A 22,996-nucleotide genomic window follows, 5' to 3' on the forward strand; every position below is an offset into this window, starting at 1 on the left:
TACATAGGAGGATTTGCAATGGCTGACATTACCATTCTTGGTTCGGGCGGATTCGGACTTGCGCTTGCAATAATGTGCGATAACGCAGGTCACAGCGTTACGGTCTGGTCAAAATTTCAGGACGAGATCGACGCTATCACAAGAACAGGAGAGCTTAAAGCAAAGCTCCCCGGAGTACAGGTCAATAGATCTATAAAGCTTACAACGGATATCTCTGCGGTAAAGGATAAGGATATCGTTATCCTCGGCATACCTTCGCCGTTCCTGCGTGAGGTCTGCTGTCAGGCTGCACCTTATATGGAGAAAAGAACTATCGTTGTAAATACAGCGAAAGGTCTTGAGGGCGGTTCGCTGAAAACAATGTGCGAAGTGGCAAAGGAATGTTTCCCTGAAAATCACGTTGCCGTTCTGACAGGTCCGTCACACGCTGAGGAAGTTGCAAGGGGAATACCTACGACTGTTTGTACTGCGTCTGACGACAGGGAAGTTTCATACTATATCCAGAGTATTCTTTCAAATAAAACATTCAGAGTTTATGTAAATGACGACGTTATCGGCTGTGAGATCGGCGGCTCTCTGAAAAACGTCATTGCCCTTGCCGCAGGCGTTTGCGACGGTCTGGGACTGGGCGACAATACAAAGGCTGCACTTATGACAAGAGGTATCCGTGAGATCGCAAGGCTCGGTATGGCTATGGGCGCAGATTCAGATACTTTCGGAGGTCTGAGCGGAATAGGCGATCTTATCGTTACCTGCTGTTCAATGCACAGCAGAAACAGACGTGCAGGAATACTTATCGGCAAGGGTACAGACCCGCAGGAAGCCGTAAGGATAGTCGGCACAGTTGAGGGATACGTCTGCACAAAGAACGCATATGCTCTCGCAAAGAAAATGGGCATAGAAATGCCTATCACAGAGCAGCTTCACAGAGTTCTTTTTGAGGGTGAGCCTGCAAAGAATACAATAGTAAATCTTATGGGCAGACCTGTAAAGAACGAAACGGAAAACGATTTTCTCAGCTGACGGAGGTGCGGTCATGTTAAAGGTATTTCATCTCAGAACTGACGAAGAGGGATTGTATAATATAACAAGCTATGTCAGACAGGCTCTTAATGAGTCGGGTATATCGGAGGGGATAGCAGTAGTTTTCTGCCCCCACACCACCGCTGCCATAACTATAAACGAAAACAGCGATCCCGATGTTCAGACAGATCTTCTGTTCGGACTCAGAAAATCATTCCCAGACAGATCGGAATATCAGCACTGCGAGGGTAATTCCTACGCTCATATGAAGTCTACCTGCGTCGGAGCGTCAGAAACGGTGATAGTTCATGACGGCTCGCTTATGCTGGGTACTTGGCAGGGGATATATTTTGCTGAATTTGACGGTCCTCGTGACAGAAATTTCTTTGTAAAAATAATTAAAGGCTGATTTTGACAGGTGCGGATAACGTGAAAAAATATCCGCACTTTTTAAGAAAATTATAAAAATCACTTTACTTTTATCAGAAAATATTGTATAATTTTTATGTGAGTAATTATATATTGTTTTTCTTAAAATGATTAAGGAGTGTATTAAAATGGGTGCAAAATATAAGAGAATACTGCTTAAGCTCAGTGGCGAGGCTCTCGCAGGCGACAAGAAGATGGGTCTTGACTATGACGTTATCACTACTTTCGGTCAGAGCATAAAGAAATGCGTTGACGCAGGCGTTGAAGTAGGTATCGTAGTCGGCGGCGGAAACTTCTGGAGAGGCCGTTCAAGCGGAGCAATGGACAGAACAAGAGCCGACCATATCGGTATGCTCGCAACAGCCATGAACGCTCTTGCAGTTGCAGACGGACTTGAAAACTGCGGACTGGAAGTAAGAGTTCAGACAGCTATCTCTATGCCGCAGGTGGCAGAGCCTTATATCAGAAACAAGGCTATGCGTCACTTTGAAAAGGGCAGAGTTTGTATCTTCGGCTGCGGAACAGGAAATCCTTTCTTCTCAACGGATACCGCTGCTGCATTAAGAGCTGCCGAGATCGAGGCTGACATTTTCTTTAAGGCTACTATGGTCGACGGAGTTTATGATAAAGATCCGCACAAGTATCCTGACGCTGTAAAGTATGATGAGCTTACCTTCGGCGAGGTTCTTGAAAAGGGACTTCAGGTAATGGATTCAACAGCTGCAGCGCTCTGCAAGGACAATAATATCCCTATTCTCGTATTCGATCTTGCAAGACCTGACAACATCTATGATGCTTGCATGGGTGAAAAGATCGGCACCATTGTAAAATAAATCTGAAAGGAATAATCAGTTATGAAAGAAATAAAGAATAAAGCTAAAGAGAAAATGGAAAAGTCTGTTTCCGTAATGCTTTCCGACTTTGCTGCTATCAGAGCAGGCAGAGCTAACCCTGCTGTTCTCGATAAGGTAAAGGTGGACTATTACGGCGCACCAACTCCTATCAATCAGATGGCTGCTATCTCAGTAGCTGAGGCAAGAATACTTGTTATCTCACCTTGGGATAAGACAACTCTTAAGCCTATCGAAAAGGCTATACAGGCTTCTGATATAGGTATCAATCCGCAGAACGACGGTCAGACTATCAGACTTATCTTCCCACAGCTCACTGAGGAAAGACGTAAGGAGATCGTTAAGGACGTAAAGAAGGGCGGAGAAGAGTGCAAGGTAGCTATCCGTTCTATCAGACGTGACGCTATTGAAAAGATAAAGGCTCTCAAGAAGAATAACGAGATCACAGAGGACGAAATGAAGGACGGCGAGGACGATATCCAGAAGCTGACCGATAAGTTCGTTAAGGAAGTTGACGGTCACGTTGCAGATAAAGAGAAAGAGATCCTCTCTATCTGACAAGGGTGCTTGATATGGCTAATATTGCTAAGAAAAATACAGCAGCCGTTACAGCTCAGGAAGTTCCCGTTCATGTCGGCGTTATAATGGACGGCAACGGAAGATGGGCGAAAAAGCGTAATCTTCCGAGAAAGTTCGGTCACAGAGAGGGCGCAAAGAATTTCCGTGCCATTACCCGCCATGCAAAGGCGGTCGGGGTAAAGTATATCACCTTTTATGCTTTTTCTACCGAGAACTGGAAACGTCCGAAGGACGAAGTGGACTCAATTATGGAGCTGTTTGAGAAATATCTGGACGAAGTCCGTGACTTTGTGGAGGAGAATATCCGTATCCGCTTTATAGGCGACAGATCTGCGCTGAGCGAAACCCTCAGAAGAAAAATGGCTGCCGTTGAAGAGGACTCAAAGGATTTTAATGCGATGACACTTGTCCTTGCCATAAATTACGGCGGGCGTGACGAAATATGTCACAGCGTTCAGCAGATCGCAAAAATGGTAAAGGCGGGGCAGATAGAGCCTGAGGAGATAACTCAGGAGCTTATCGAGAAGAACCTTTACACGGAGGAGATACCTCCGCTGGATCTTGTTATCAGACCAAGCGGCGAGCAAAGACTGTCTAATTTTATGATATGGCAGGCGGCTTATGCTGAATTTTACTACACAAATATTCTATGGCCTGATTTTAAAAATGAGGATTTTGACGAAGCTATCAAGGCATACAGCGAGCGCAACAGACGTTTCGGCGGTGTTTAAAACTTTTTCGGGATCCGGAAGGGAATGGTCAAAAATATGTCAACTCGTATAAAATCAGCGGCAGTTGCCATCGTCATTGCGATCATCGCCTTGATTTTACATAACACGTTTATTTTTAATCTTTTTATAGGATTTATATCAGTAGTCGCAGTTTTTGAGATATTCAGAGCGACAGGTATGGATAAGTTCAAGTATCAGGCGATCGCCTGCTATGTTTTTGCAGGACTTGATGCATTGATGCCTGTTTTCTATAAGCATGGTCTGCTGTATTTTGTAAGTTACAGGCTGTATCTCGGACTTTATGTGCTGGCTATGTGCATACTTTACCTGTACGATCACAAAAATTTCAAGTACGATAATTTCTTCTTTATGATGGGTGCTACCGTGCTGCTCAGCTATTCATTCGGTACGCTTATCAATATGTCAAATATGGAGGTCGGAGGAGTTTTCCTCATAGTTCTTACCCTTGCAGGAGCTTGGTTGGCAGACAGCGGAGCATACTTTGTGGGAAGAAAGTTCGGAAAAACTCACCCATGGCCTGAGATAAGCCCGAACAAAACTCTTGAAGGCCTTATCGGGGGAGTTGTCTGCAACGGCATTTTCCTGCTCATCATAAGCTTTGTGTATGATGTTATCCTTAAGGGGGCGTCGGTGCGCTATGTAATGGTGTTCTTTGCAGGAATGGCTTGTGCGCTTATCGGACTTGTGGGCGACCTTACAGCGTCTATGATAAAAAGACAGACAGGCATAAAGGATTACGGCAACATAATGCCGGGTCACGGCGGAATAATGGACAGATTTGACAGCGTTATTCTTGTCGCTCCGTTTATGTATTACTTGATCTCACAAGGTCTGATACTTAAATAATTACATATGCTAAACTGGGGGCAGGCTTTTGGGCTTACCCCTTTTAAGCGTTATAGAGATTGAAACAGAGGTTTGAAATAATGAAGGTTATCACCGTTTTAGGTTCGACAGGTTCTATCGGAACGCAGGCATTGCAGGTGGCTGAAAAGCATAATATTAAAATAAAAGCCCTTGCCGCACATTCAAATGCAAAGCTGCTCGCACAGCAGGCGGAGAAGTTCGGCGCTGAATATGTCTGCATTTTTGATGAGAATAAAAAGCAGGAGCTTTCGGCATATCTTAACGGTTCAAAGGCAACAATACTTACAGGTATGGAGGGGTTAAAGACTATCGCCGCTCTGGACGGAGTTGATATTATGCTCAATTCCGTTGTGGGAATGGTCGGTCTTGTACCTACGCTGACGGCTATCGAAAAGGGAACGGATATCGCTCTTGCAAACAAGGAAACTCTTGTGGCAGGCGGCGAGCTGGTTATAAACAGCGCAAAGGAAAAGGGCGTGAAGATATATCCTGTGGACAGCGAACATTCAGCTATCTTTCAGGCTCTTCAGGGAAATTCGATGAACAGGATAAGGAGCATTATCCTTACCGCATCGGGCGGACCTTTTTTCGGAAAAACTAAGGAAGAGCTGAAAAATGTTACAGTAGAGCAGGCGCTTGCACACCCGAACTGGTCCATGGGCAGTAAAATAACTATTGATTCCGCTACGCTTATGAACAAGGGACTGGAATTTATCGAGGCTATGTGGCTGTTTGATCTGAAACCTGAACAGATAGAGATAGTAGTCCATAGGGAAAGTGTTGTTCATTCGGCGGTAGAGTATGAGGATAATTCGGTCATTGCACAGCTTGGCGTACCGGATATGAAGATACCTATCCAGTATGCGCTGCTTTACCCTGAAAGGGTCGAATGCCCGACAAAGCATCTTTCGCTAACGGACTATGGAAAACTCAGTTTTATGAAACCCGATTATGAAACTTTCGACTGCCTTACAGCCTGCATAAAGGCTGTTACCATAGGCGGAACGCTCCCTGCGGCGGTGAACGGAGCGAATGAGGAGGCTGTTGCAGCTTTCCTTGCAGGAAAAATAGGATTTTTAAGGATAGGCGAACTGGTTACGGAGGTCGCTGAGAATACAGAAAGAAAAGATATAACCTGCGTTGACGATATACTTTCAGCAGACGCAGAGGCGAGAAACTATGTGAAAAAGAAAATAGAGGCAGCATTATCGTAAGCATAGAAAGGCATTTTATGAGTATTATTATTGCGATCATAATTTTTGGTCTTATTATCATCATTCATGAGCTTGGTCACTTTATTGCGGCAAAGGCTAACGGTGTAAAGGTGAACGAGTTCGCTATCGGAATGGGTCCTGCGATCTTAAAAAAGCAGAAAGGCGAAACCCTTTATGCCCTTAGACTTCTCCCGATAGGCGGCTACTGCGCTATGGAGGGTGAGGACAACGGCAGTGAGGACGGCAGAGCTTTCTGCAACAAGGCTGTATGGAGAAGGATAATTATCGTTGTGGCAGGAGTATGCATGAACCTTATCTTAGGTCTGATAATCCTTATTATCCACACTGCCTGCTCTGACGCTATCGTTACTACGACTATTTCAAAGTTTGAGGATAATGCTGTGAGCCACAGCACTGGTCTTGAAGTCGGTGATAAGATCATACGCATAAACGGCATGAGGATATTTACATCTATGGATATGTCCTACCAGTTCACAAATGACAGCGACGGTATTTATGATATGGTGGTCGAGCGTGACGGACAGAAAGTCGAGCTTAAAGACGTTCAGCTTGAAATGCAAGATGATGTTATCCATTACGATTTCTGGGTAGCACCGGGCAAGGTAACGGCAGGCTCTGTCGTTACGCAGGCTTTCAAGCAGACTGCAACTGACGCAAGGCTTATCTACATTTCTCTTGCAGATATGATAAAGGGAAAATATTCACTTAAAGATATGAGCGGTCCTGTGGGAATAGTTGATTCTATCGGTTCGGTCATAGACAGCGAAACTGATGAGGAAACAGGAAAAGTGGACTGGAGCGCACTTTCAGATACGATAATGTCGCTTTCAGCCTTTATCACGATCAATGTTGGAATTTTCAATCTGCTGCCGCTGCCTGCACTTGACGGCGGAAGGCTAGTGTTCCTTATTATCGAGGGAATAAGAAGAAAACCTGTTCCGCCCGAAAAAGAGGGACTTGTGCATACTGTGGGACTGCTTGCGCTGTTTGCGCTTATGATAGTCATTACGGTCAGCGATATTTTAAAGCTTATATAGAAATGGAGGACAGCCTGACTTTTCAATATCTCAGGCATACATATGAGAAATGTTAAACCAGTAAGGGTAGGAGGACTTACCCTTGACGGACAGAAAATATATATCCAGTCAATGCTGAACGTTCCCTCGACCGATATAGAGGGTTCTGTAAAGCAGGCTGTTGAACTTGAAAAAGCAGGCTGCGAGATAGTCAGAGCGGCTATACCCGATATGGCTGCGGTAAAGCTTATCCCTGCAATAAAGGAAAAGATATCTATACCGCTTGTTGCGGATATCCATTTCGACTATCGTCTTGCTATTGCTGCGGCGCAGGCAGGCATAGACAAGATAAGGATAAATCCCGGAAATATAGGTGATATCGAAAGAGTAAAAGCTGTTGTGAAAGAATGTCAGAGCAGAAATATCCCTATAAGAATAGGTGTGAACGGCGGATCGCTTGAAAAGGATCTGCTTGAAAAGTATAAAAGTCCTTGCGCAGACGCACTTGTGGAAAGCGCAATGCGCCATGTTAAGATATTGGAACAGTGCGATTTTGACGATATCGTTATCTCTATTAAATCGTCCAACGTTATCACAATGATAAATGCATACAGAAAGCTTGCGGGACTTTGCAGCTATCCGCTCCATCTCGGTGTTACTGAGGCCGGAACAGAGCGTATGGGCATAATCAAGTCCGCAGCGGGAATAGGTTCGCTGTTGGCGGACGGCATAGGCGAAACTATCAGAGTTTCCCTTACAGACAGCCCCGTTAAGGAAATATATGCCGCTAAGGATATACTGAAAGCACTTGGCAAGGGCAGAGGTCCGCAGGTAATATCCTGCCCGACTTGCGGAAGAACGAGGATAGATCTTATAGGTCTTGCATCAAAGGTCGAAGAGGCTGTAAGGGATATCGACAAGGATATAAAGATCGCAGTTATGGGCTGCGTAGTCAACGGAATAGGAGAGGCAGGCGAGGCTGATATAGGCATTGCAGGCGGAAACGGCTGTGCAGTTCTTTTCAGCAAGGGAAAACAGCTCCGCAGAGTGAGCGAGGAAGAGGCTCTTGACGCACTTCTGGAGGAAATTGATAAACTGTAAACTTAGGCAGAAGGATTGAGTAATGAACACATATACGATCGGAACTTTTTTTGATGAATATAAGGAGCATATTCCGACTGAAATAGAAAACGGCAGGATACTTAAGCTGCTTTTCGGAGAAAATCATCTTTCAATGGAAGTAGTGGCGGCTTTTGACGATACTGTTAGCTATGATAACATAATACTGTTTCAGGGACGTATGAAAAAGGCACTCAGCATAGACAATTTCGTGCTGACGCCGAAATTCACTCCCGATAAGCTCAGCGGCGGATATTTTGCGGATATATGCAAATTTTTAAAGAGCAGATTTCCTTTTGTCAACGGATTTCTTGATAATGCAGACGTTACATATTCGGACGGAGTTTTCAAGGCTGTGCTTAAACACGGTGGACTTGAACTGCTGAAAAAAGCGGGGATATACTCTGCTTTTTCAACTGTGGTATACGAACTCTTTTCCGTAAAGGCGGAAATTGAGTTTGACGGAGTGCTTGTGACGGATATGGAGGAGCATAGAAAGCAGCAGGAGGAATTTCTCCGATCAATGCCTCTGCCTGATATCTCCCAGTCTGAGCCAAGCCGTCAGGTCACATCTGTTACAGACTCAAACGGACAGACCACAAATGTTGAATTCAGAACGGCAAGCGTTGATTTTACAAGGCTGTCGCTGCTGTGCGACAATGCTATGGTGCTGAAAGGCGGACCGATAAGTTCGTCGGAGCGTGTTGTAAGTATGGCAAGCCTGCCTGTGGATAATGAGACGGCTGAAAATTTTAGCGGAAATGTTACTGTCTGGGGAGATATCTTCCAGATAGAAACCAAGGAAACAAAGAACGGTGCGCTTATCGCCATAATGTATTTCACCGACTATACGTCATCTTATGCCCTCAAGCTGATAGGTTCGGCTAAGACAGGTAAGTATATAAGACTGACCAAAACGCACCTTGAAGCAATGTTGGAGCATATGAAAAAGGGCAAGACGATACTTGTCAGCGGTATGGTCGAGGCGGATCAGTTTGACGGAACATACATCAACCCTGACAACATCATGCTCGTCAAGAGAGAGCTTGAAAAGGATACAAGCGAGGAGAAGCGTGTAGAGCTGCACTGCCATACAAATATGTCGATGATGGACGCTCTTACATCGGCGGACAAGCTGGTAGAGAGAGCATATTCTTGGGGACATAAGGCTTTGGCTATCACAGACCACGGAGTTGTTCAGGGATATCCGGAAGCAGGCGGAAAGTGTCTTGACATAAGAAAAAGCGGAGGAGATTTTAAGATCCTTTACGGAGTTGAGGCATATGAAGTCAACAACGATGCGAGGATATTCAAGGGAGTTGACAAGAGAGAACTGACGGACGAGATAATCGTGTTCGATCTTGAAACTACGGGAACAAATCCTCAGAATGACAGAATGATAGAGATCGGCGCAGTTAAGATCCGTGACCTTGAAGTCGTTGACAGGTTCGATATGTTTGTCAATCCCGAAAGAGAGATACCTGAGTTCAATGTAAATCTTACTGGCATAACGGACGAAATGGTAAAGGACGCAGATGATGAGGAAACTGCACTGAAAAAGTTCATTGCATTCTGCGGAGAAAACCCATGCTTTGTTGCCCATAATGCAAATTTCGATACCGGATTTATTGCGGCTGCCGCTGAAAGGCATAATATAAAATTCAAATTTTCAAGTATAGATACAGTACCAATGTCGCAGATAATGCTGCCGCAGCTGGAAAAGCATAAGCTCAACTATGTTGCAGAGCATTTCGGTCTTGGCGACTTCAATCATCACCGTGGCTGTGATGATGCGGAAGTGCTGGCGCATATTTTTATAAATCTTTCTAAAATGCTTATGGAGCAGTATCCGCTGCTGCTTATAACGGTGGATATGCTCAACGGTCTGCTTGCAAGCACCGAACACGTTCGTGATGACAAGAACGTTTATCACCAGATCATACTGGTAAGAAATAATATAGGTCTGAAAAATCTTTACAGGCTTATATCCGATTCTAACCTTATTTATTATAAGCGCAGACCGAGAATACCTAAGTCGGAGCTTATAAAATATCGTGAGGGACTTATCCTCGGAAGCGCCTGTGAAAGAGGAGAGGTCATTCAGGCATACTTAGAGGGCAAATCTCATGAATACATAAAGCAGATAGCAAGCTTCTATGACTATCTTGAGATACAGCCGGACGGCAATAATATGTTTATGCTGACCTCAGAAAAGCCGCCTTATGACAGGATACATACTATCGAGGACGTAAAGGACATAAACAGGTTTATCGTGCGCCTTGGCGAAGAGCTTGGGATACCTGTGTGCGCTACGGGTGACGTGCATTTCCTTAACAAGGGCGACGCAAAGTTCCGTGCTATTATACAGGCTTCAATGGGATTTTCCGACTGCGATAATCAAGCGCCGCTTTACTTAAAGACTACAAATCAGATGTTGGAGGAGCTTTCCTATCTTGGTGAGGAAAAGGCGAAAGAGGTTGTTATCACCAATACAAATGCGGTTGCGGATATGATAGACCCCGATCTGAAAGCATTTCCGAACGGAACATATACCCCGTTCATCGAGGGTGCGGTGTATGAGCTGCAGATAATCTGCTGGAGAAAGGCTTGCTCTATCTACGGCGACTGCGACCCTATGACAATAGAAGTCCCAGAAGGGGAGGACGTGAAGGTCGATGAGTATTTCAAGGGGCATATACCTGACCTTGTTTACAATCGTCTGAAAAGAGAGCTTGACTCTATTATAAAACACGGCTTTGCGGTTCTGTACATGATCTCGCAGAAGCTTGTGGCAAACTCAAATGAAAACGGCTATCAGGTCGGTTCGAGAGGTTCGGTAGGTTCATCTTTCGTTGCGTCTATGTCGGGTATCTCGGAGGTAAACCCGCTTGTGCCGCACTATATATGTCCGAAATGTCACCATTCGGAATTTTTTGAAAAAGGCGAAGTCGGTTCAGGCTTTGACCTGCCGCCGAAAAAATGTCCCGAATGCGGTGAAGAGATGCACCGTGACGGCCATGACATACCGTTTGAAACGTTCCTCGGATTTGACGGAGATAAAGCGCCTGATATCGACCTTAACTTCTCAGGCGACTATCAGTCAAAAGCTCATAAGTACACAGAAGAGCTTTTCGGTCAGGACCACGTTTTCAAGGCGGGTACTATCGGTAAGGTCGCAGATAAGACCGCATATGGCTACGTTGTAAAATATATGGAAGAACGAAACAAGACCGCTCACAAGGCTGAGATACAACGGCTTATAAACGGCTGTCTTGATATCAAGAGGACGACCTCTCAGCACCCAGGCGGAATGGTAGTTATCCCTAGTGATTATGAGGTGTATGACTTCACCCCTGTTCAGCACCCTGCCGAAAAATTCGATTCGGATATGGTAACGACGCACTTTGACTTCCATTCGCTCCATGATACGATACTTAAACTTGACGAACTCGGACACGATGTACCGACGATGTATAAATATCTGGAAGATATGACAGGACTGGATATCAACAAATGCCCCATGTCAGATCCGTTGGTATATTCACTGTTCACCTCTCCTGAAGCGCTTGGCGTTAAGGAAGAGGATATAATGTGTAAGACCGGAACGCTTGGTATCCCTGAAATGGGTACGCCTTTCGTTCGTCAGATGCTGCTCGACTGTCAGCCGAAGAACTTCTCCGACCTGTTGCAGATATCGGGACTTTCCCACGGTACAGACGTATGGCTGGGCAATGCGCAGGAGCTTATTGCAAACGGAACTTGTGATATCTCCAACGTTATCGGTACTCGTGACAGTATTATGACATATCTGCTTCACCATGACGTAGAGCCTAAGCTGTCATTCAAGATAATGGAGATCACCCGTAAGGGTAAAGCGCCTAAGCTGCTGACAGAAGAGATGAAGCAGACTATGAGGGATCATAACGTGCCTGAGTGGTATATAGATTCCTGTCTGAAAATAAAATATATGTTCCCGAAAGCTCACGCTGCGGCTTACGTTACGGCTGCCATAAGACTTTGCTGGTTCAAGGTGCATGAACCCCTTGCGTTCTATGCGACCTATTTCACAGTTCGTGGCGAGGACTTTGACGCTGAAACGGCGGTCAAGGGCGTATATATGGTGAGAAATAAGATAGAGGAGATAAACAACAAGCCTAAGGACAAGCGTACGGCAAAGGACGAGGGCGTTAAGGATATGCTTATGCTCACCAATGAAATGCTGTCGAGAGGATATGATTTCCTGCCGATAGACATAAATAGATCACACGCTTTTATCTATAAGATAGAGGACGGAAAGATACGTCTGCCGTTCTGTTCCATGAACGGAGTCGGTACTAACGCTGCAATGAATATCTATGAAAAAGCTCAGAAGGGCGACTTTATCTCCATAGAAGAATTTCAGCAGCAGAGCGGTATTTCAAAGACGGTAGTCGAGGCGCTTACAAAATCAGGCGCGTTCGGCGATATGCCGCTTTCCAATCAGATATCGCTGTTTAATTTCTAAGGCTTTGCCTTAACAGTATTTTTACATTTGAATAGGGTATTTTGCACTAAAATGGTTGACAACACTCGTACATTGTGCTAAAATATTCTATGTTGATAATATGATAATGTAGTATCACTTTACTATAATAAAGTAATAAGGATGGGTTTTATGAAAAGATATGATTTGATAACTCCTGAAGGCACAAGAGATCTGCTTTTTGATGGCTGCCTTGCCAGAAGAGCGGTTGAGGACAAGCTTGCGGCTCTGTTCGAGGGCTTTGGTTACAGCGAGGTAGTAACGCCGGGCATAGAGTTCTATGATCTGTTTATGGGAAGTTCAAGAAACTTCCAGCAGGAGAGCCTTTATAAGCTGACGGATACAAAGGGCAGACTTATAGTTATGCGCCCTGACTCCACAATACCGATCGCAAGACTTGCGTCAACAAGACTTAAAGAAGCTAAGCTGCCTTTAAGACTGTATTACAATCAGAGCATTTTTGAAAACAATGCTCTTCTCAAAGGACGTTCCGATGAGGTAGTTCAGGCTGGTATCGAGCTTATAGGCGGAGTAAATTCAAAGAGAGCGGACTATGAAGTTCTCTGTACCGCAGTAGAAGCACTTGCGGCTTTCGATAAGGATAATTTCAGACTGGAGATCGGTCATATCGGATATTTCAAGGAGCTTGTAAACAAGCTTGACGTTAGCGAAAGCGTAAGAGAGGAGATAAGACTGCTTATTTCCACAAAGAATTATCCTGCGCTTAACGACCTCCTTGATGAAGTTGGCGAAAATCAGATAACAAACGCACTCAAGCAGCTGCCAAGACTTTTCGGCGGCATCGAGGTGCTTGACAAGGCGGCTGATATTTATGCTGACGATAAGATAACAGGTATACTTTACAACCTCAGAGAAGTGTTCACAAGACTTTCAAGCTTAGGCTATGAGGGCAAGATCTCAGTGGATCTGGGAATAGTTAGCCATGCGGATTATTATACAGGAATTGTTTTCAAGGGATATCTTTCAGAAGTAGGACAGTCTGTTCTCAAGGGCGGAAGATATGACAAGCTGCTGGGCGAGTTCGGAAATGATTGCCCTGCCGTTGGATTTGGCGTGAATGTTGACTCCGTTGCAAGACATATGGAGAAGATAGGCGGAGTGCCGCAGCTGAAAACTGCTGACGCTGTTGTGTTCGGCGAAAAGGGATATGTTGTCGAGGCAATGGCTTACGCTCAGAAACTGGTAAGAGATGGTCTTACAGTTGAGAACTCACTGTTCAACACACAGGACGAATCTGCTGAATATGCAAAGTCAAAGGGCATAAAGAAGCTCATCGTAGTGGGCAGCGAGATAACTGAGCTTGATATATAAGTTGGGAGGATAAGTAAAAATGAACAAACCCCTTAGAATAGCTCTTACAAAGGGCAGACTTGAAAAGGATACAGTAGGACTTCTTGAAAAGATAGGCTTTGACTGTACAGCGATAAGAGAAAAGGGAAGAAAGCTTATTCTTCCTGTTCCCGACGGAAATCTTGAAGTCGTTCTTGCAAAGGCGAACGACGTTATAACATATGTTGAACACGGCGTGTGCGATATGGGCGTTGTGGGCAAGGATACCATAATGGAAATGCAGGGCAAGTTTTTTGAACTTGTTGACATCGGTTTCGGAAGATGTAAATTTGCCCTTGCCACAAAGAAAGGCTCAAAGTTCTACGGCGGATATGATGTAAAGACAGTTGCGACAAAGTACCCGAATATCACAAGAAGATTTTTTGAATCAAAGGGTATGGACGTTGAGATAATCAAGATCGAGGGTTCGGTAGAGCTTGCTCCGCTCCTTGAACTTGCAGACGGTATTGTGGATATAGTTGAAACAGGTACTACCCTTAAAGAAAACGGACTCGAAGTCATCGAGGACGTTTGCCCTATCTCAGCAAGACTTATCGTAAATATGGTAAGCATGAAAATGCGTCAGCAGGAGATAGAGAATTTTGTAAAGCTTGTTGAAGAGAATATTGATTGATATACGAAAGGAAAGTTGAAAATGGCAGATATTAAAAAGATCTATGTCAACGGCAAAGATGAAGTTGAATTCTTCAAGCAGCTTGAAAAGAGAAGCGGTGAAACCAACAAGAAGGTAACAGCTGTTGTAAACGAGATAATCGAAACAGTAAGAGAGGGCGGCGACAACGCTGTCAAGGCTTATACAGAAAAGTTCGACGGCAGACTTCCTGAGTATTATGAAGTCCCGAGAGAAGTTATAAACGACGCTCTTACAGAGGCAGATCAGCGTTTTGTTGACGCTCTGCTCAATTCTATCGAAAACATCACAGATTTCCACCAAAGACAGAAGTCACAGAGCTTTATCAACGCTAAGCCTGACGGCTGTATCCTCGGTCAGAAGGTAAGAGGTCTTGAAAGAGTAGGCCTTTATGTTCCTGGCGGCACAGCTGCTTACCCTTCAAGCGTTCTTATGAATGCCGTTCCTGCAAAGATCGCAGGCGTAAAGGAAATTATAATGGTAACACCTCCGCTCAAGGACGGTACACCGAACAAGGATATCCTCGTGGCTGCTGCACTCTGTGGAGTTGACAGAATATTTATGAGCGGCGGAGCGCAGGCTATCGCAGCACTTGCATACGGCACAGAGGAGATACCTAAGGTAGATAAGATCGTAGGTCCGGGAAACATCTATGTTGCAACTGCAAAGAAGCTGCTTTACGGCGTAGTTGATATCGACATGGTAGCAGGTCCGAGCGAGATACTTGTTATGGCTGACGAAACAGCAAATCCTAAGTTCGTTGCCGCTGACCTTATGTCACAGGCTGAACATGACAAGCTTGCGTCTGCTATACTTGTAACCACAAGTGAGGAGATAGCAGACAAGACTATCGAAGAGATAAACAGACAGGTTCAGGAGCTGTCAAGAAAAGAGATCATCGAAAGCTCTCTTGAAAACTACGGCGCTATCCTTATCTGTAATACAAAGGACGAGGCTTGCGACCTTGCAAACCGTTTTGCACCTGAGCATCTTGAAGTCCTTTTTGAAAATCCTATGGAGTATGTGGGCAGACTTGACAACGCAGGTTCTATCTTCCTCGGTCAGTATGCGTCAGAGCCTCTCGGCGACTACTATGCAGGCCCGAACCACGTTCTTCCTACCAGCGGCACAGCGAGATTTTTCTCACCTCTGTCTGTAAACAGCTTTGAAAAGCGTTCAAGCTTTACATATTACACAGAGGACGCTCTCAGAAGAGCAAAGGACGATATCGTTCTTGTGGCAGAAAAAGAAGGACTTACTGCTCACGCAAACGCTATAAAGGTAAGATTTTAAGATATCTTTTTAAGGGGTGTCATATATCATGAAAAAGTGGTATGATGAGGAATATGAATTTGAGGTGGAGGTCACAGGCTTTCTGCGTGGAGATCATACCGAAAGATACTGCCGCAATGGTGAGGAGATAGGCGACAAATATACCTGTACCTACGGCTGTCCTGTGAACAAGGACGGCTATGGTATCTGCTCAAAGACTATGATGATGCTCTACCCTTTAATGGAGGCTGTCAGAAGCGGCGGAAATCTTGAAAATCTGGGCGGCAGCAGTAAATATGTCAAGGATATCGTTTGTCCTGACGGCTGCGTGATGTTCAGGCTTACGGCAAGATATCTTGGCAACGAGAATTTCCACAAGGGGAAATTTTACGATATCTGACGGCCGGATTTGAAAATTAAACATAAGCAGGTGATAAAATGCGTACAGCGGAAATCAAAAGAAAAACCAAAGAAACCGATATTGAAGTTTTTGTAAAGCTTGACGGCGAGGGCAAGGTAAACGTAAATACAGGCATAGGCTTTTTTGACCATATGCTCACCGCCCTCGGTGTTCACAGCGGAATAGATATGGAAGTCGAATGTACGGGAGATCTCTACGTTGACGGACATCATACGGTAGAGGACATAGGTATCTGTCTTGGCAAGGCTTTTGCTGAGGCTCTCGGTGATAAAGCGGGCATAGCAAGATATGGTTCGGCTTTTGTACCTATGGACGAGGCTCTTGCGTTCTGCTCTCTCGATATAAGCGGCAGACCGTTCCTTGCATTCAGCGCTGATTTCCATGATGACAGGATAGGACAGTATGATACCTGTCTGACAGAGGAATTTTTCAGAGCATTTGCTTTCAATTCGGGCATAACTCTCCATATAAGAGAGGAGTACGGAAAGAACGATCACCACATTGCCGAGGCTATGTACAAGGCAGTGGCACACGCTCTTAAAGACGCAATGAAAATTACGGGAACGGGAGTATTATCGACTAAAGGAGTGCTTTAAATGATAGCAATAATTGACTACGGCGCAGGTAACATATTCTCAGTAAAAAACGCACTGGATTATTTAGGATTTGAAAACAAGCTGACAAACAGAAAAGAAGATATAATAAATGCCGACGCACTTATCCTTCCCGGAGTAGGAGCGTTCCCGTGGGCAATGAATATGCTTAAACTCAGCGGTCTTGTGGACGTTATCAAGGAGCAGGCTCAATTCAAGCCGTTCCTTGGGATCTGTCTTGGTATGCAGCTGCTTTTTGAAAAGAGTTATGAATTTGAAGAGTGCAGCGGTCTTGGACTTGTAAAAGGCTATGTTGACAAGATAAACGAGCCTGAGCTTGTTATCCCGCATATGGGCTGGAACAAGCTTGAATATAACCACGACTGCCGTCTTTTCGACGGACTTACAAATGACGAATACGTTTATTTCGTACATTCCTATAAGGCTTTCTGCGAGGACAGAAATCTTTATGCTTACTGCGAGTATGGTTCAAAAGTACCTGCTGTGGTATCGGACGGAAGATATGTTTTCGGCTGTCAGTTCCACCCTGAAAAGAGCGGAAAAACAGGTCTGAAAATACTTGAAAACTTTGCTAAGATGTCAATGGAGGTAAAATAATATGCTTGCAAAAAGAATAATACCATGCCTTGATGTTCGTGACGGCAAGGTCGTAAAGGGCGTTAATTTTGAAGGAATAAAGGAAGTCGGCGATCCTGTTGAATGTGCTTATGAGTATAATCTTCAGGGTGCGGACGAGATAGTTTTTTATGATATAACGGCATCTCACGAGGGCAGGGGAGTAATGCTTGACGTTGTGAGAGAAACTGCGAAAAAGGTGTTTGTACCGCTTACGGTCGGAGGCGGAATAAAGACTGTTGACGATATAAGGGAAACCCTCAGAGCAGGCGCAGACAAGGTTTCTGTAAACTCACAGGCTGTTCAGAACCCTCAGCTCATAAAAGAGGGCGCAGATATTTTCGGCTGTCAGTGCATCTGCGTTGGTGTTGACGCAAAGAAAGTTGCCGACAACAAGTGGACAGTTTACATAAACGGCGGAAGAATAGATATGAAAATGGATCTTATCGACTGGGTGAAGAAGTGCGAACAGCTTGGCGCAGGAGAGATATGTTTAAATTCTATCGACACCGACGGCGTAAGGGGCGGCTTTGATCTGCCTATGCTGAAAGCGGTATGTAACGCTGTAAAAATACCTGTTATCGCCAGCGGCGGAGCAGGAAAGCTTTCTGATTTTGCAGAGGCTTTTCTTGAAACAGACTGCTCAGCAGCACTTGCTGCAAGCCTTTTCCACTTCAAAGAGCTGACGGTACAGCAGGTAAAAGACGATTGCAGGAGCAAGGGGATAATAGTGAGGTAAGCCTAATGCTTGTGTTCAATATTGTGTTTACGTTATTTATACCCGTGATTATGATATTCTGCGGCTATATGATGTATAAACATACGCCGAAGGAGATCAACGGTTTGGTGGGTTATCGGACTGCTATGTCAATGAAAAATCAGGACACATGGAATTATGCCCATGATTACTGCGGACGCTTGTGGGTCAGGGTTGGTGTGATCCTGACAGTTTTGTCGGCAGTGGTGTGTGTTTCATATTTTTTTATTGAAAATATGACGGCGACGGTCATAATGTGCGTATCAGAGATAGTTCAGGCTGCTTTTTTGTGTTGTACGATGATCCCAACAGAACGTTCACTTAAAAATACTTTTGACCAGAACGGCATCAGAAAGGAAAAATAATGAGCAAAATTAAAGTTGATATAAACGATCTTGACAAATATTTTGTCAAAAGCGAGCTTACGCCTGCGATAGCCTTTGATGTTGATACAAAGACTGTGCTTATGCTTGCTTATATGAATAAGGAGAGCCTTAAAAAGACTCTCGAAACAGGTTATACATGGTACTGGAGCAGATCAAGACAGGAATACTGGAACAAGGGTGCGACCAGCGGTCATCTTCAGAAGGTGGTTTCGATCTATGCCGACTGCGACAATGACACTCTTCTGCTCAATGTCAAGCAGACAGGTGCAGCCTGCCACACAGGCTCTTACAGCTGCTTTTTCAATGAAATTTATAATACGGAGGAAGAATAAATGACAGTTTATCAGGAAATTTTTGAAGTCATCAAACAGCGCAAGGCTGATTATGAGGCAGGACAGTCACAGGAGAACAGCTATACAGCATACCTCTTTGACAAGGGTGTTGACAAGATATGCAAGAAGGTAGGCGAAGAGGCTACCGAAACAGTTATTGCTGCAAAGAACGGCGACAATGACGAGCTTGCAAACGAGATCAACGATCTGCTTTACCACGTTATGGTCCTTGCGGCAAATCAGGGACTTGACTGGGCAGACGTAGAGAAGATACTTGATGAGAGAAACGAAAAGATCGGAAATCTCAAGAAGTTCCATCAGGTAGACAAAAACACCTGATAATTTATATTGAGCGGAGCGTTCAGACTGTGCGTCAGATGAACGTTCCGCTTATTTTTTTTCAGTTTGCTTATGTATTTTGGCAAATTTACGCACACTTATGCAGCCTGCTGAATATGATGTTAAAGAAGTGAAAAAACTTTAAAACAACATATTTTGTAGGAGGGTATACTATGAGCGATTTTAACTGCACACCAAATAAGCCGTTCAAGGAAGCTGTATGCATTGAAGCTATGAGGATATTCGATTCCTGCTCTTCGCAGGACTGCCTTGAAGATCTGGAGTTTACTGTAAGTGAATCCGACAGGGAAACGATAAACTATGCATCATACATCAAAAGCACCTGTATTGAGGTGACGGACGTTGCTTTTGCAATATCGCCTGTTGCTTTTAATCATGGTTTCTATGCCGTTGATGTTACTTATACTTTCAGAGCGCAGCTTGAGGTCTACAATTCAACAAGCAATGCGCCTACCATAGTTTATGCAACATCAACATTCACTAAAAAGGTGATACTTTTCGGAAGCGACGGCGGAACACTGAGATTTTCAACCTGCGAATGCGATCAGGATCAGACACCTGCCCCGACAAGCGGCTGTGCATCATGCTGCAGCAATGCGGCTCTGCCTTGCGCATCTGTGAACGTTGCAACACCAATGTGCCTTGACGCAAAGCTTGTTGCGCCTTCATCTCCCAGCGAGGATAAGCAGATCCTTATTACTATCGGTCTGTTCGCAATAATCCAGCTTGCAAGACCTGTGCCGATAATGATACCTGTATATGACTACTGTGTCCCAAGCAAGGAATGCTCGACCAATAGCGACAGCCCTTGTGAGATGTTTGAAAAGATATCTTTCCCGACGGCAGAATTTTTCCCAAGAGGACTTGATGAATGCAGCTGCGACTGCGACACCGACGCCGAGTCCTCAACTGAGTCCTAGTCCTCCTAGACGGAGTAATTCGGCAAACTCGCTGTCTGCCGTGGAAACTTATAATTTTCCGCTCGGAAGAATCTGAGTACGGAGCTTTGGTTTTATATTTTGGAATGATAGAGGCGGTTTTTACTGCCTCTATTTTTTATAGCCAAAATCAAGCTTAAAAATGTATTTTTATAAAACTATTAGAGGATAGCACTAGTTATTTTGCGTAACTATGCGAAAATACCAATAAAAAAGAGGCGACCTAAAATCGCCTCAATAAAATAATATAATATATAACAAAAAATAAACTAGCCTAAAACAAAACCTCATCAAACCCTGTTTCAGTAAAAGTCATATCTCTGTTTCTTCCGAGCGCAAATGAAAAGCCATAACCGCAGACAGCGAGTTTACGAGCGTCCCGAATCGAGCCGTTCGCCCGAGGACTTTATTTCGGGGATGGCTAGGTTGTCGAAAACCATGTCACCGCCCGATGTCTTGTCGTCAGCTTCTGACTTGTCTGTTTCTTCTTTTGTGTCGTTGTCAATGTGTACCTCAGGAAACGCAAGATTTTCCGTTGAGTAATCAAGATGTTTGTTTTTTCCTTTCATAATTTTTTCCTCCATTATTCTTCACTAATTTATAAAATTGATAAAACCTGTTATAACAAGACTGTTGAGAAAATCTGCAAACATACTTCCAACTATCGGAACAAGCATATATGCCTTTATGGACGGAGCAAATTTCTGAGTAAGCGCCTGCATATTTGCCATTGCGTTAGGCGTAGCGCCCATTCCGAAACCGCAGGTTCCTGCCACAAGTACAGCGGCATCGTAGTTTCTGCCCATAACGTTGAATACAACAAAATATGAGAAAAATGCCATGAGCAGTACCTGCGCAATAAGCATTATAACCAGCGGCAGAGCAAGTTCTGCAAGCTGCCAAAGCTGAAGAGTTATCATGGCTATTCCAAGAAACAGCGACAGACATATTCCTCCAATGTCGTTTATCTCACCCATGTGTATGTGTATTTTTCCGCTGTATTCGCCAATGTTTCTCATAAATGCAGCGACTATCATTGAACCGATGTATACAGGGAAGGTCATTCCTGTGTAGGAAAGCGACCACGATACAAGCGTTCCTATTCCCATGGCGATAGCAAGCTGATATGCAGCAGGAGCATACATACTTACCGAACGATGATGCTTCTGCTCGTCCTCAACAAGTATGGAATCGTCCTCAGGCACTACCGTTTTCATAAGATCGTGCTTGATTATGAGCCGCCTGCTGAGCGGTCCGCCCATTATCGAACCGATTATAAGACCAAAAGTTGCCGCAGCGGTGCAAAGCGTTGTCGCACCGTTTATTCCGAAATCTTCAAGGACCGCTCCGAATGCACCCGATGTGCCGTGTCCGCCTATCATCGGTATAGAACCTGTACACATTCCTACCAGTGCATTTATGTCAAGCGCCTTTGCAACACCGACTGCCACAGCATTCTGCAAGAATATCAGAACGATAAGGCACATTAAAAATGCAACAAGGCTTTTTCCGCCTGCTTTCAGCACCTTTATGTTAGCCTGAAAACCAACAGATGTGAAGAACATTACCATACAAACGTTTTTCAGAGTTTCATCGAACTGAAATTCAACTATGCCTAATATGTGCAGCAGACATGAGAATACTGCAAAAATTACTCCTCCCACAACAGGTGCGGGGATACAGAACGTTTCAAGAAATTTGACCTTCTTTTTCAGAACCCCTCCCAGATACAGCACCCCGACGGCAACCGCAAGGGTCTGATACATATCAATAGTGATCGTTTTCAAATTTATTTCCTCCTTACGGATATTCCTAAGCCGTCATAATAATCTGCCGCACCTTCGTGAAATCCGCAGGGGATATCCTGTGTTGCAAATTCTGCGTCAGCTTCTGCAAAAGGCACAGATTTTTTGATCTCATCATTGTTTTCAAATATCTGTGTTACAACTTCCTTGACGGAACTGCTGTCCGTTTTGTCAGCAGCAACAAGCACAGCCTTTACACCGACAGTTTTTATATCCTCGTCCTGTCCCTTGTATGTTCCGGCATCTATCACAGTTTCATAATAGCCGCCGTAAAGATTGGTCATATATGATATCGTGCGGTCGTCAAGGGATAATACTCTTATGTCCATATCCTCAGAAAGCTTAGTGACAACATCTGACGGAGTGCCAAGCACTGCAAAGAATGCGTCAATATCACCGCTTTTCAAAGCGTCGGCGGATTTAGAATATGTGAGATTGCGTATATCCAGCATATCCATATTAAGCCCCACAGAATTAAGAATATACTCTGCGTTTTTTGCAACACCTGAACCGTCCTCGCCGACAGAAACACGCTTTCCGTCAAGGTCAGCAACAGTCTGTATCTCAGAATCCGCAGGTACGATTATCTGAAAGGCTTCCATATAAAGTCCTGCCACAGCGGATACTCCGTCAATGCTGCCTTCTTCAAAATCCTCTGTGCCGTTTACAGCCTCGGACAAAACGTCGCTCTGCACTATTGCCATATCAACAAATCCGTCGTCCATAAGGCGAAGATTTGCCTGCGATCCTGCCGTCTTTTTAACAGTTATATCATCGTTGATCTCGCTCAGGGCAGTTCCGTAAGCATAATATACACCGCCTGTATTTCCTGTACCAAAGCGTATGTCGTCTTTTTTTGCACAGGAACACAAAGATATCAGCAGGCTGCCAGCAGCGATAATTGACAGCAATCTGTGTATTTTTCTCATCTGTATCTATCCTTTACAATAAAATATAAAACAAAAAGGCTGAACAGCAGACAGCAAGCTTGTCAGCTCAGCGTGTCCGCCTGTTCAGCCTAGGACTGGTTGGGGTGAAAGGATTCGAACCTTTGGAATGACGGAGTCAGAGTCCGTTGCCTTACCACTTGGCGACACCCCA

At 44.5% G+C, this 22,996-nt stretch carries 24 protein-coding genes and 1 tRNA gene; 21 read left to right on the plus strand and 4 right to left on the minus strand.

Annotated features, from left to right (window positions below):
• Nucleotides 1-18: 18 nt before the first annotated feature.
• The 21 genes from Q0E19_RS08385 (at nucleotide 19) to Q0E19_RS08485 (ending at nucleotide 20,072) form a co-directional block, all read left to right on the plus strand.
• A complete protein-coding gene (locus Q0E19_RS08385) occupies nucleotides 19-1,023 on the plus strand; it encodes an NAD(P)H-dependent glycerol-3-phosphate dehydrogenase (RefSeq protein WP_294408815.1) in 1,005 nt (334 codons plus the stop codon).
• Between the two features lie 13 nt (nucleotides 1,024-1,036).
• Nucleotides 1,037-1,432, plus strand: coding sequence for a secondary thiamine-phosphate synthase enzyme YjbQ (locus Q0E19_RS08390; RefSeq protein ID WP_294408817.1), 396 nt, complete (start codon nucleotides 1,037-1,039; stop codon nucleotides 1,430-1,432).
• Between the two features lie 148 nt (nucleotides 1,433-1,580).
• Nucleotides 1,581-2,285 carry a UMP kinase gene (pyrH, locus tag Q0E19_RS08395; protein WP_294408819.1) on the plus strand — a complete coding sequence of 235 codons (705 nt, stop codon included), beginning with the start codon at nucleotides 1,581-1,583 and terminating at the stop codon, nucleotides 2,283-2,285.
• A gap of 21 nt (nucleotides 2,286-2,306) precedes the next feature.
• Nucleotides 2,307-2,861 carry a ribosome recycling factor gene (gene frr / locus Q0E19_RS08400; protein ID WP_294408820.1) on the plus strand — a complete coding sequence of 185 codons (555 nt, stop codon included), beginning with the start codon at nucleotides 2,307-2,309 and terminating at the stop codon, nucleotides 2,859-2,861.
• 14 nt (nucleotides 2,862-2,875) lie between these two features.
• On the plus strand, nucleotides 2,876-3,613 hold the full coding sequence (locus Q0E19_RS08405; protein WP_294408822.1) for an isoprenyl transferase: 738 nt from the start codon (nucleotides 2,876-2,878) through the stop codon (nucleotides 3,611-3,613).
• A 36-nt stretch (nucleotides 3,614-3,649) separates the two neighbouring features.
• Entirely contained in the window at nucleotides 3,650-4,480 is an 831-nt protein-coding gene (locus Q0E19_RS08410; protein ID WP_294408823.1) for a phosphatidate cytidylyltransferase, read from the plus strand.
• Between the two features lie 80 nt (nucleotides 4,481-4,560).
• Nucleotides 4,561-5,715: a 1-deoxy-D-xylulose-5-phosphate reductoisomerase gene (locus Q0E19_RS08415; protein WP_294408825.1), complete on the plus strand. Its 1,155-nt coding sequence runs from the start codon at nucleotides 4,561-4,563 to the stop codon at nucleotides 5,713-5,715.
• Nucleotides 5,716-5,732: 17 nt separating this feature from the next.
• The gene (locus Q0E19_RS08420; RefSeq protein WP_294408827.1) at nucleotides 5,733-6,773 is read left to right on the plus strand and encodes a site-2 protease family protein; all 1,041 of its coding nucleotides are present in this window, start codon (nucleotides 5,733-5,735) and stop codon (nucleotides 6,771-6,773) included.
• 42 nt (nucleotides 6,774-6,815) lie between these two features.
• A complete protein-coding gene (gene ispG, locus Q0E19_RS08425) occupies nucleotides 6,816-7,853 on the plus strand; it encodes a flavodoxin-dependent (E)-4-hydroxy-3-methylbut-2-enyl-diphosphate synthase (protein ID WP_294408829.1) in 1,038 nt (345 codons plus the stop codon).
• A gap of 22 nt (nucleotides 7,854-7,875) precedes the next feature.
• A complete protein-coding gene (locus Q0E19_RS08430; RefSeq protein WP_294408831.1) occupies nucleotides 7,876-12,375 on the plus strand; it encodes a PolC-type DNA polymerase III in 4,500 nt (1,499 codons plus the stop codon).
• A gap of 150 nt (nucleotides 12,376-12,525) precedes the next feature.
• On the plus strand, nucleotides 12,526-13,725 hold the full coding sequence (gene hisZ, locus Q0E19_RS08435; RefSeq protein WP_294408833.1) for an ATP phosphoribosyltransferase regulatory subunit: 1,200 nt from the start codon (nucleotides 12,526-12,528) through the stop codon (nucleotides 13,723-13,725).
• Nucleotides 13,726-13,744: 19 nt separating this feature from the next.
• A complete protein-coding gene (gene hisG, locus Q0E19_RS08440; protein WP_294408835.1) occupies nucleotides 13,745-14,377 on the plus strand; it encodes an ATP phosphoribosyltransferase in 633 nt (210 codons plus the stop codon).
• Between the two features lie 21 nt (nucleotides 14,378-14,398).
• On the plus strand, nucleotides 14,399-15,688 hold the full coding sequence (gene hisD / locus Q0E19_RS08445; RefSeq protein ID WP_294408837.1) for a histidinol dehydrogenase: 1,290 nt from the start codon (nucleotides 14,399-14,401) through the stop codon (nucleotides 15,686-15,688).
• A gap of 28 nt (nucleotides 15,689-15,716) precedes the next feature.
• Nucleotides 15,717-16,067, plus strand: a complete 351-nt coding sequence (locus tag Q0E19_RS08450; protein WP_294408840.1) for a TIGR04076 family protein — start codon at nucleotides 15,717-15,719, stop codon at nucleotides 16,065-16,067.
• A gap of 38 nt (nucleotides 16,068-16,105) precedes the next feature.
• Nucleotides 16,106-16,684, plus strand: coding sequence for an imidazoleglycerol-phosphate dehydratase HisB (gene hisB, locus Q0E19_RS08455; RefSeq protein WP_294408841.1), 579 nt, complete (start codon nucleotides 16,106-16,108; stop codon nucleotides 16,682-16,684).
• Nucleotides 16,685-17,299: an imidazole glycerol phosphate synthase subunit HisH gene (gene hisH, locus Q0E19_RS08460; RefSeq protein WP_294408843.1), complete on the plus strand. Its 615-nt coding sequence runs from the start codon at nucleotides 16,685-16,687 to the stop codon at nucleotides 17,297-17,299. It abuts the gene before it with no gap.
• A gap of 1 nt (nucleotide 17,300) precedes the next feature.
• Nucleotides 17,301-18,056, plus strand: a complete 756-nt coding sequence (hisF, locus tag Q0E19_RS08465; RefSeq protein ID WP_294408846.1) for an imidazole glycerol phosphate synthase subunit HisF — start codon at nucleotides 17,301-17,303, stop codon at nucleotides 18,054-18,056.
• Between the two features lie 5 nt (nucleotides 18,057-18,061).
• Nucleotides 18,062-18,439, plus strand: a complete 378-nt coding sequence (locus Q0E19_RS08470) for an SdpI family protein (protein ID WP_294408848.1) — start codon at nucleotides 18,062-18,064, stop codon at nucleotides 18,437-18,439.
• Nucleotides 18,439-18,792: a phosphoribosyl-AMP cyclohydrolase gene (hisI, locus tag Q0E19_RS08475; protein ID WP_294408850.1), complete on the plus strand. Its 354-nt coding sequence runs from the start codon at nucleotides 18,439-18,441 to the stop codon at nucleotides 18,790-18,792. Before Q0E19_RS08470 ends, hisI begins: the two co-directional genes overlap by 1 nt.
• Nucleotides 18,793-19,131 (plus strand): phosphoribosyl-ATP diphosphatase, encoded by a 339-nt coding sequence (gene hisE, locus Q0E19_RS08480; protein WP_294408852.1) that lies wholly within the window; start codon nucleotides 18,793-18,795, stop codon nucleotides 19,129-19,131.
• A 173-nt stretch (nucleotides 19,132-19,304) separates the two neighbouring features.
• Entirely contained in the window at nucleotides 19,305-20,072 is a 768-nt protein-coding gene (locus Q0E19_RS08485; protein WP_294408854.1) for a hypothetical protein, read from the plus strand.
• Nucleotides 20,073-20,458: 386 nt separating this feature from the next.
• On the opposite strand, the gene Q0E19_RS08490 is transcribed toward Q0E19_RS08485, so the two are convergent.
• The 4 genes from Q0E19_RS08490 to Q0E19_RS08505 all read right to left on the minus strand — a co-directional run bounded on the left by Q0E19_RS08490 (nucleotide 20,459) and on the right by Q0E19_RS08505 (nucleotide 22,996).
• Nucleotides 20,459-20,659: a hypothetical protein gene (locus tag Q0E19_RS08490; protein WP_294408855.1), complete on the minus strand. Its 201-nt coding sequence runs from the start codon at nucleotides 20,657-20,659 to the stop codon at nucleotides 20,459-20,461.
• 24 nt (nucleotides 20,660-20,683) lie between these two features.
• Nucleotides 20,684-21,856: a sodium/glutamate symporter gene (gene gltS / locus Q0E19_RS08495; RefSeq protein WP_294408861.1), complete on the minus strand. Its 1,173-nt coding sequence runs from the start codon at nucleotides 21,854-21,856 to the stop codon at nucleotides 20,684-20,686.
• A gap of 23 nt (nucleotides 21,857-21,879) precedes the next feature.
• Nucleotides 21,880-22,824 (minus strand): TAXI family TRAP transporter solute-binding subunit, encoded by a 945-nt coding sequence (locus Q0E19_RS08500; RefSeq protein WP_294408856.1) that lies wholly within the window; start codon nucleotides 22,822-22,824, stop codon nucleotides 21,880-21,882.
• A 96-nt stretch (nucleotides 22,825-22,920) separates the two neighbouring features.
• A tRNA-Gln gene (locus Q0E19_RS08505) sits at nucleotides 22,921-22,996 on the minus strand.

The sequence above is a fragment of the uncultured Ruminococcus sp. genome (assembly GCF_934476685.1).
Classification (GTDB): domain Bacteria; phylum Bacillota; class Clostridia; order Oscillospirales; family Ruminococcaceae; genus Hominimerdicola.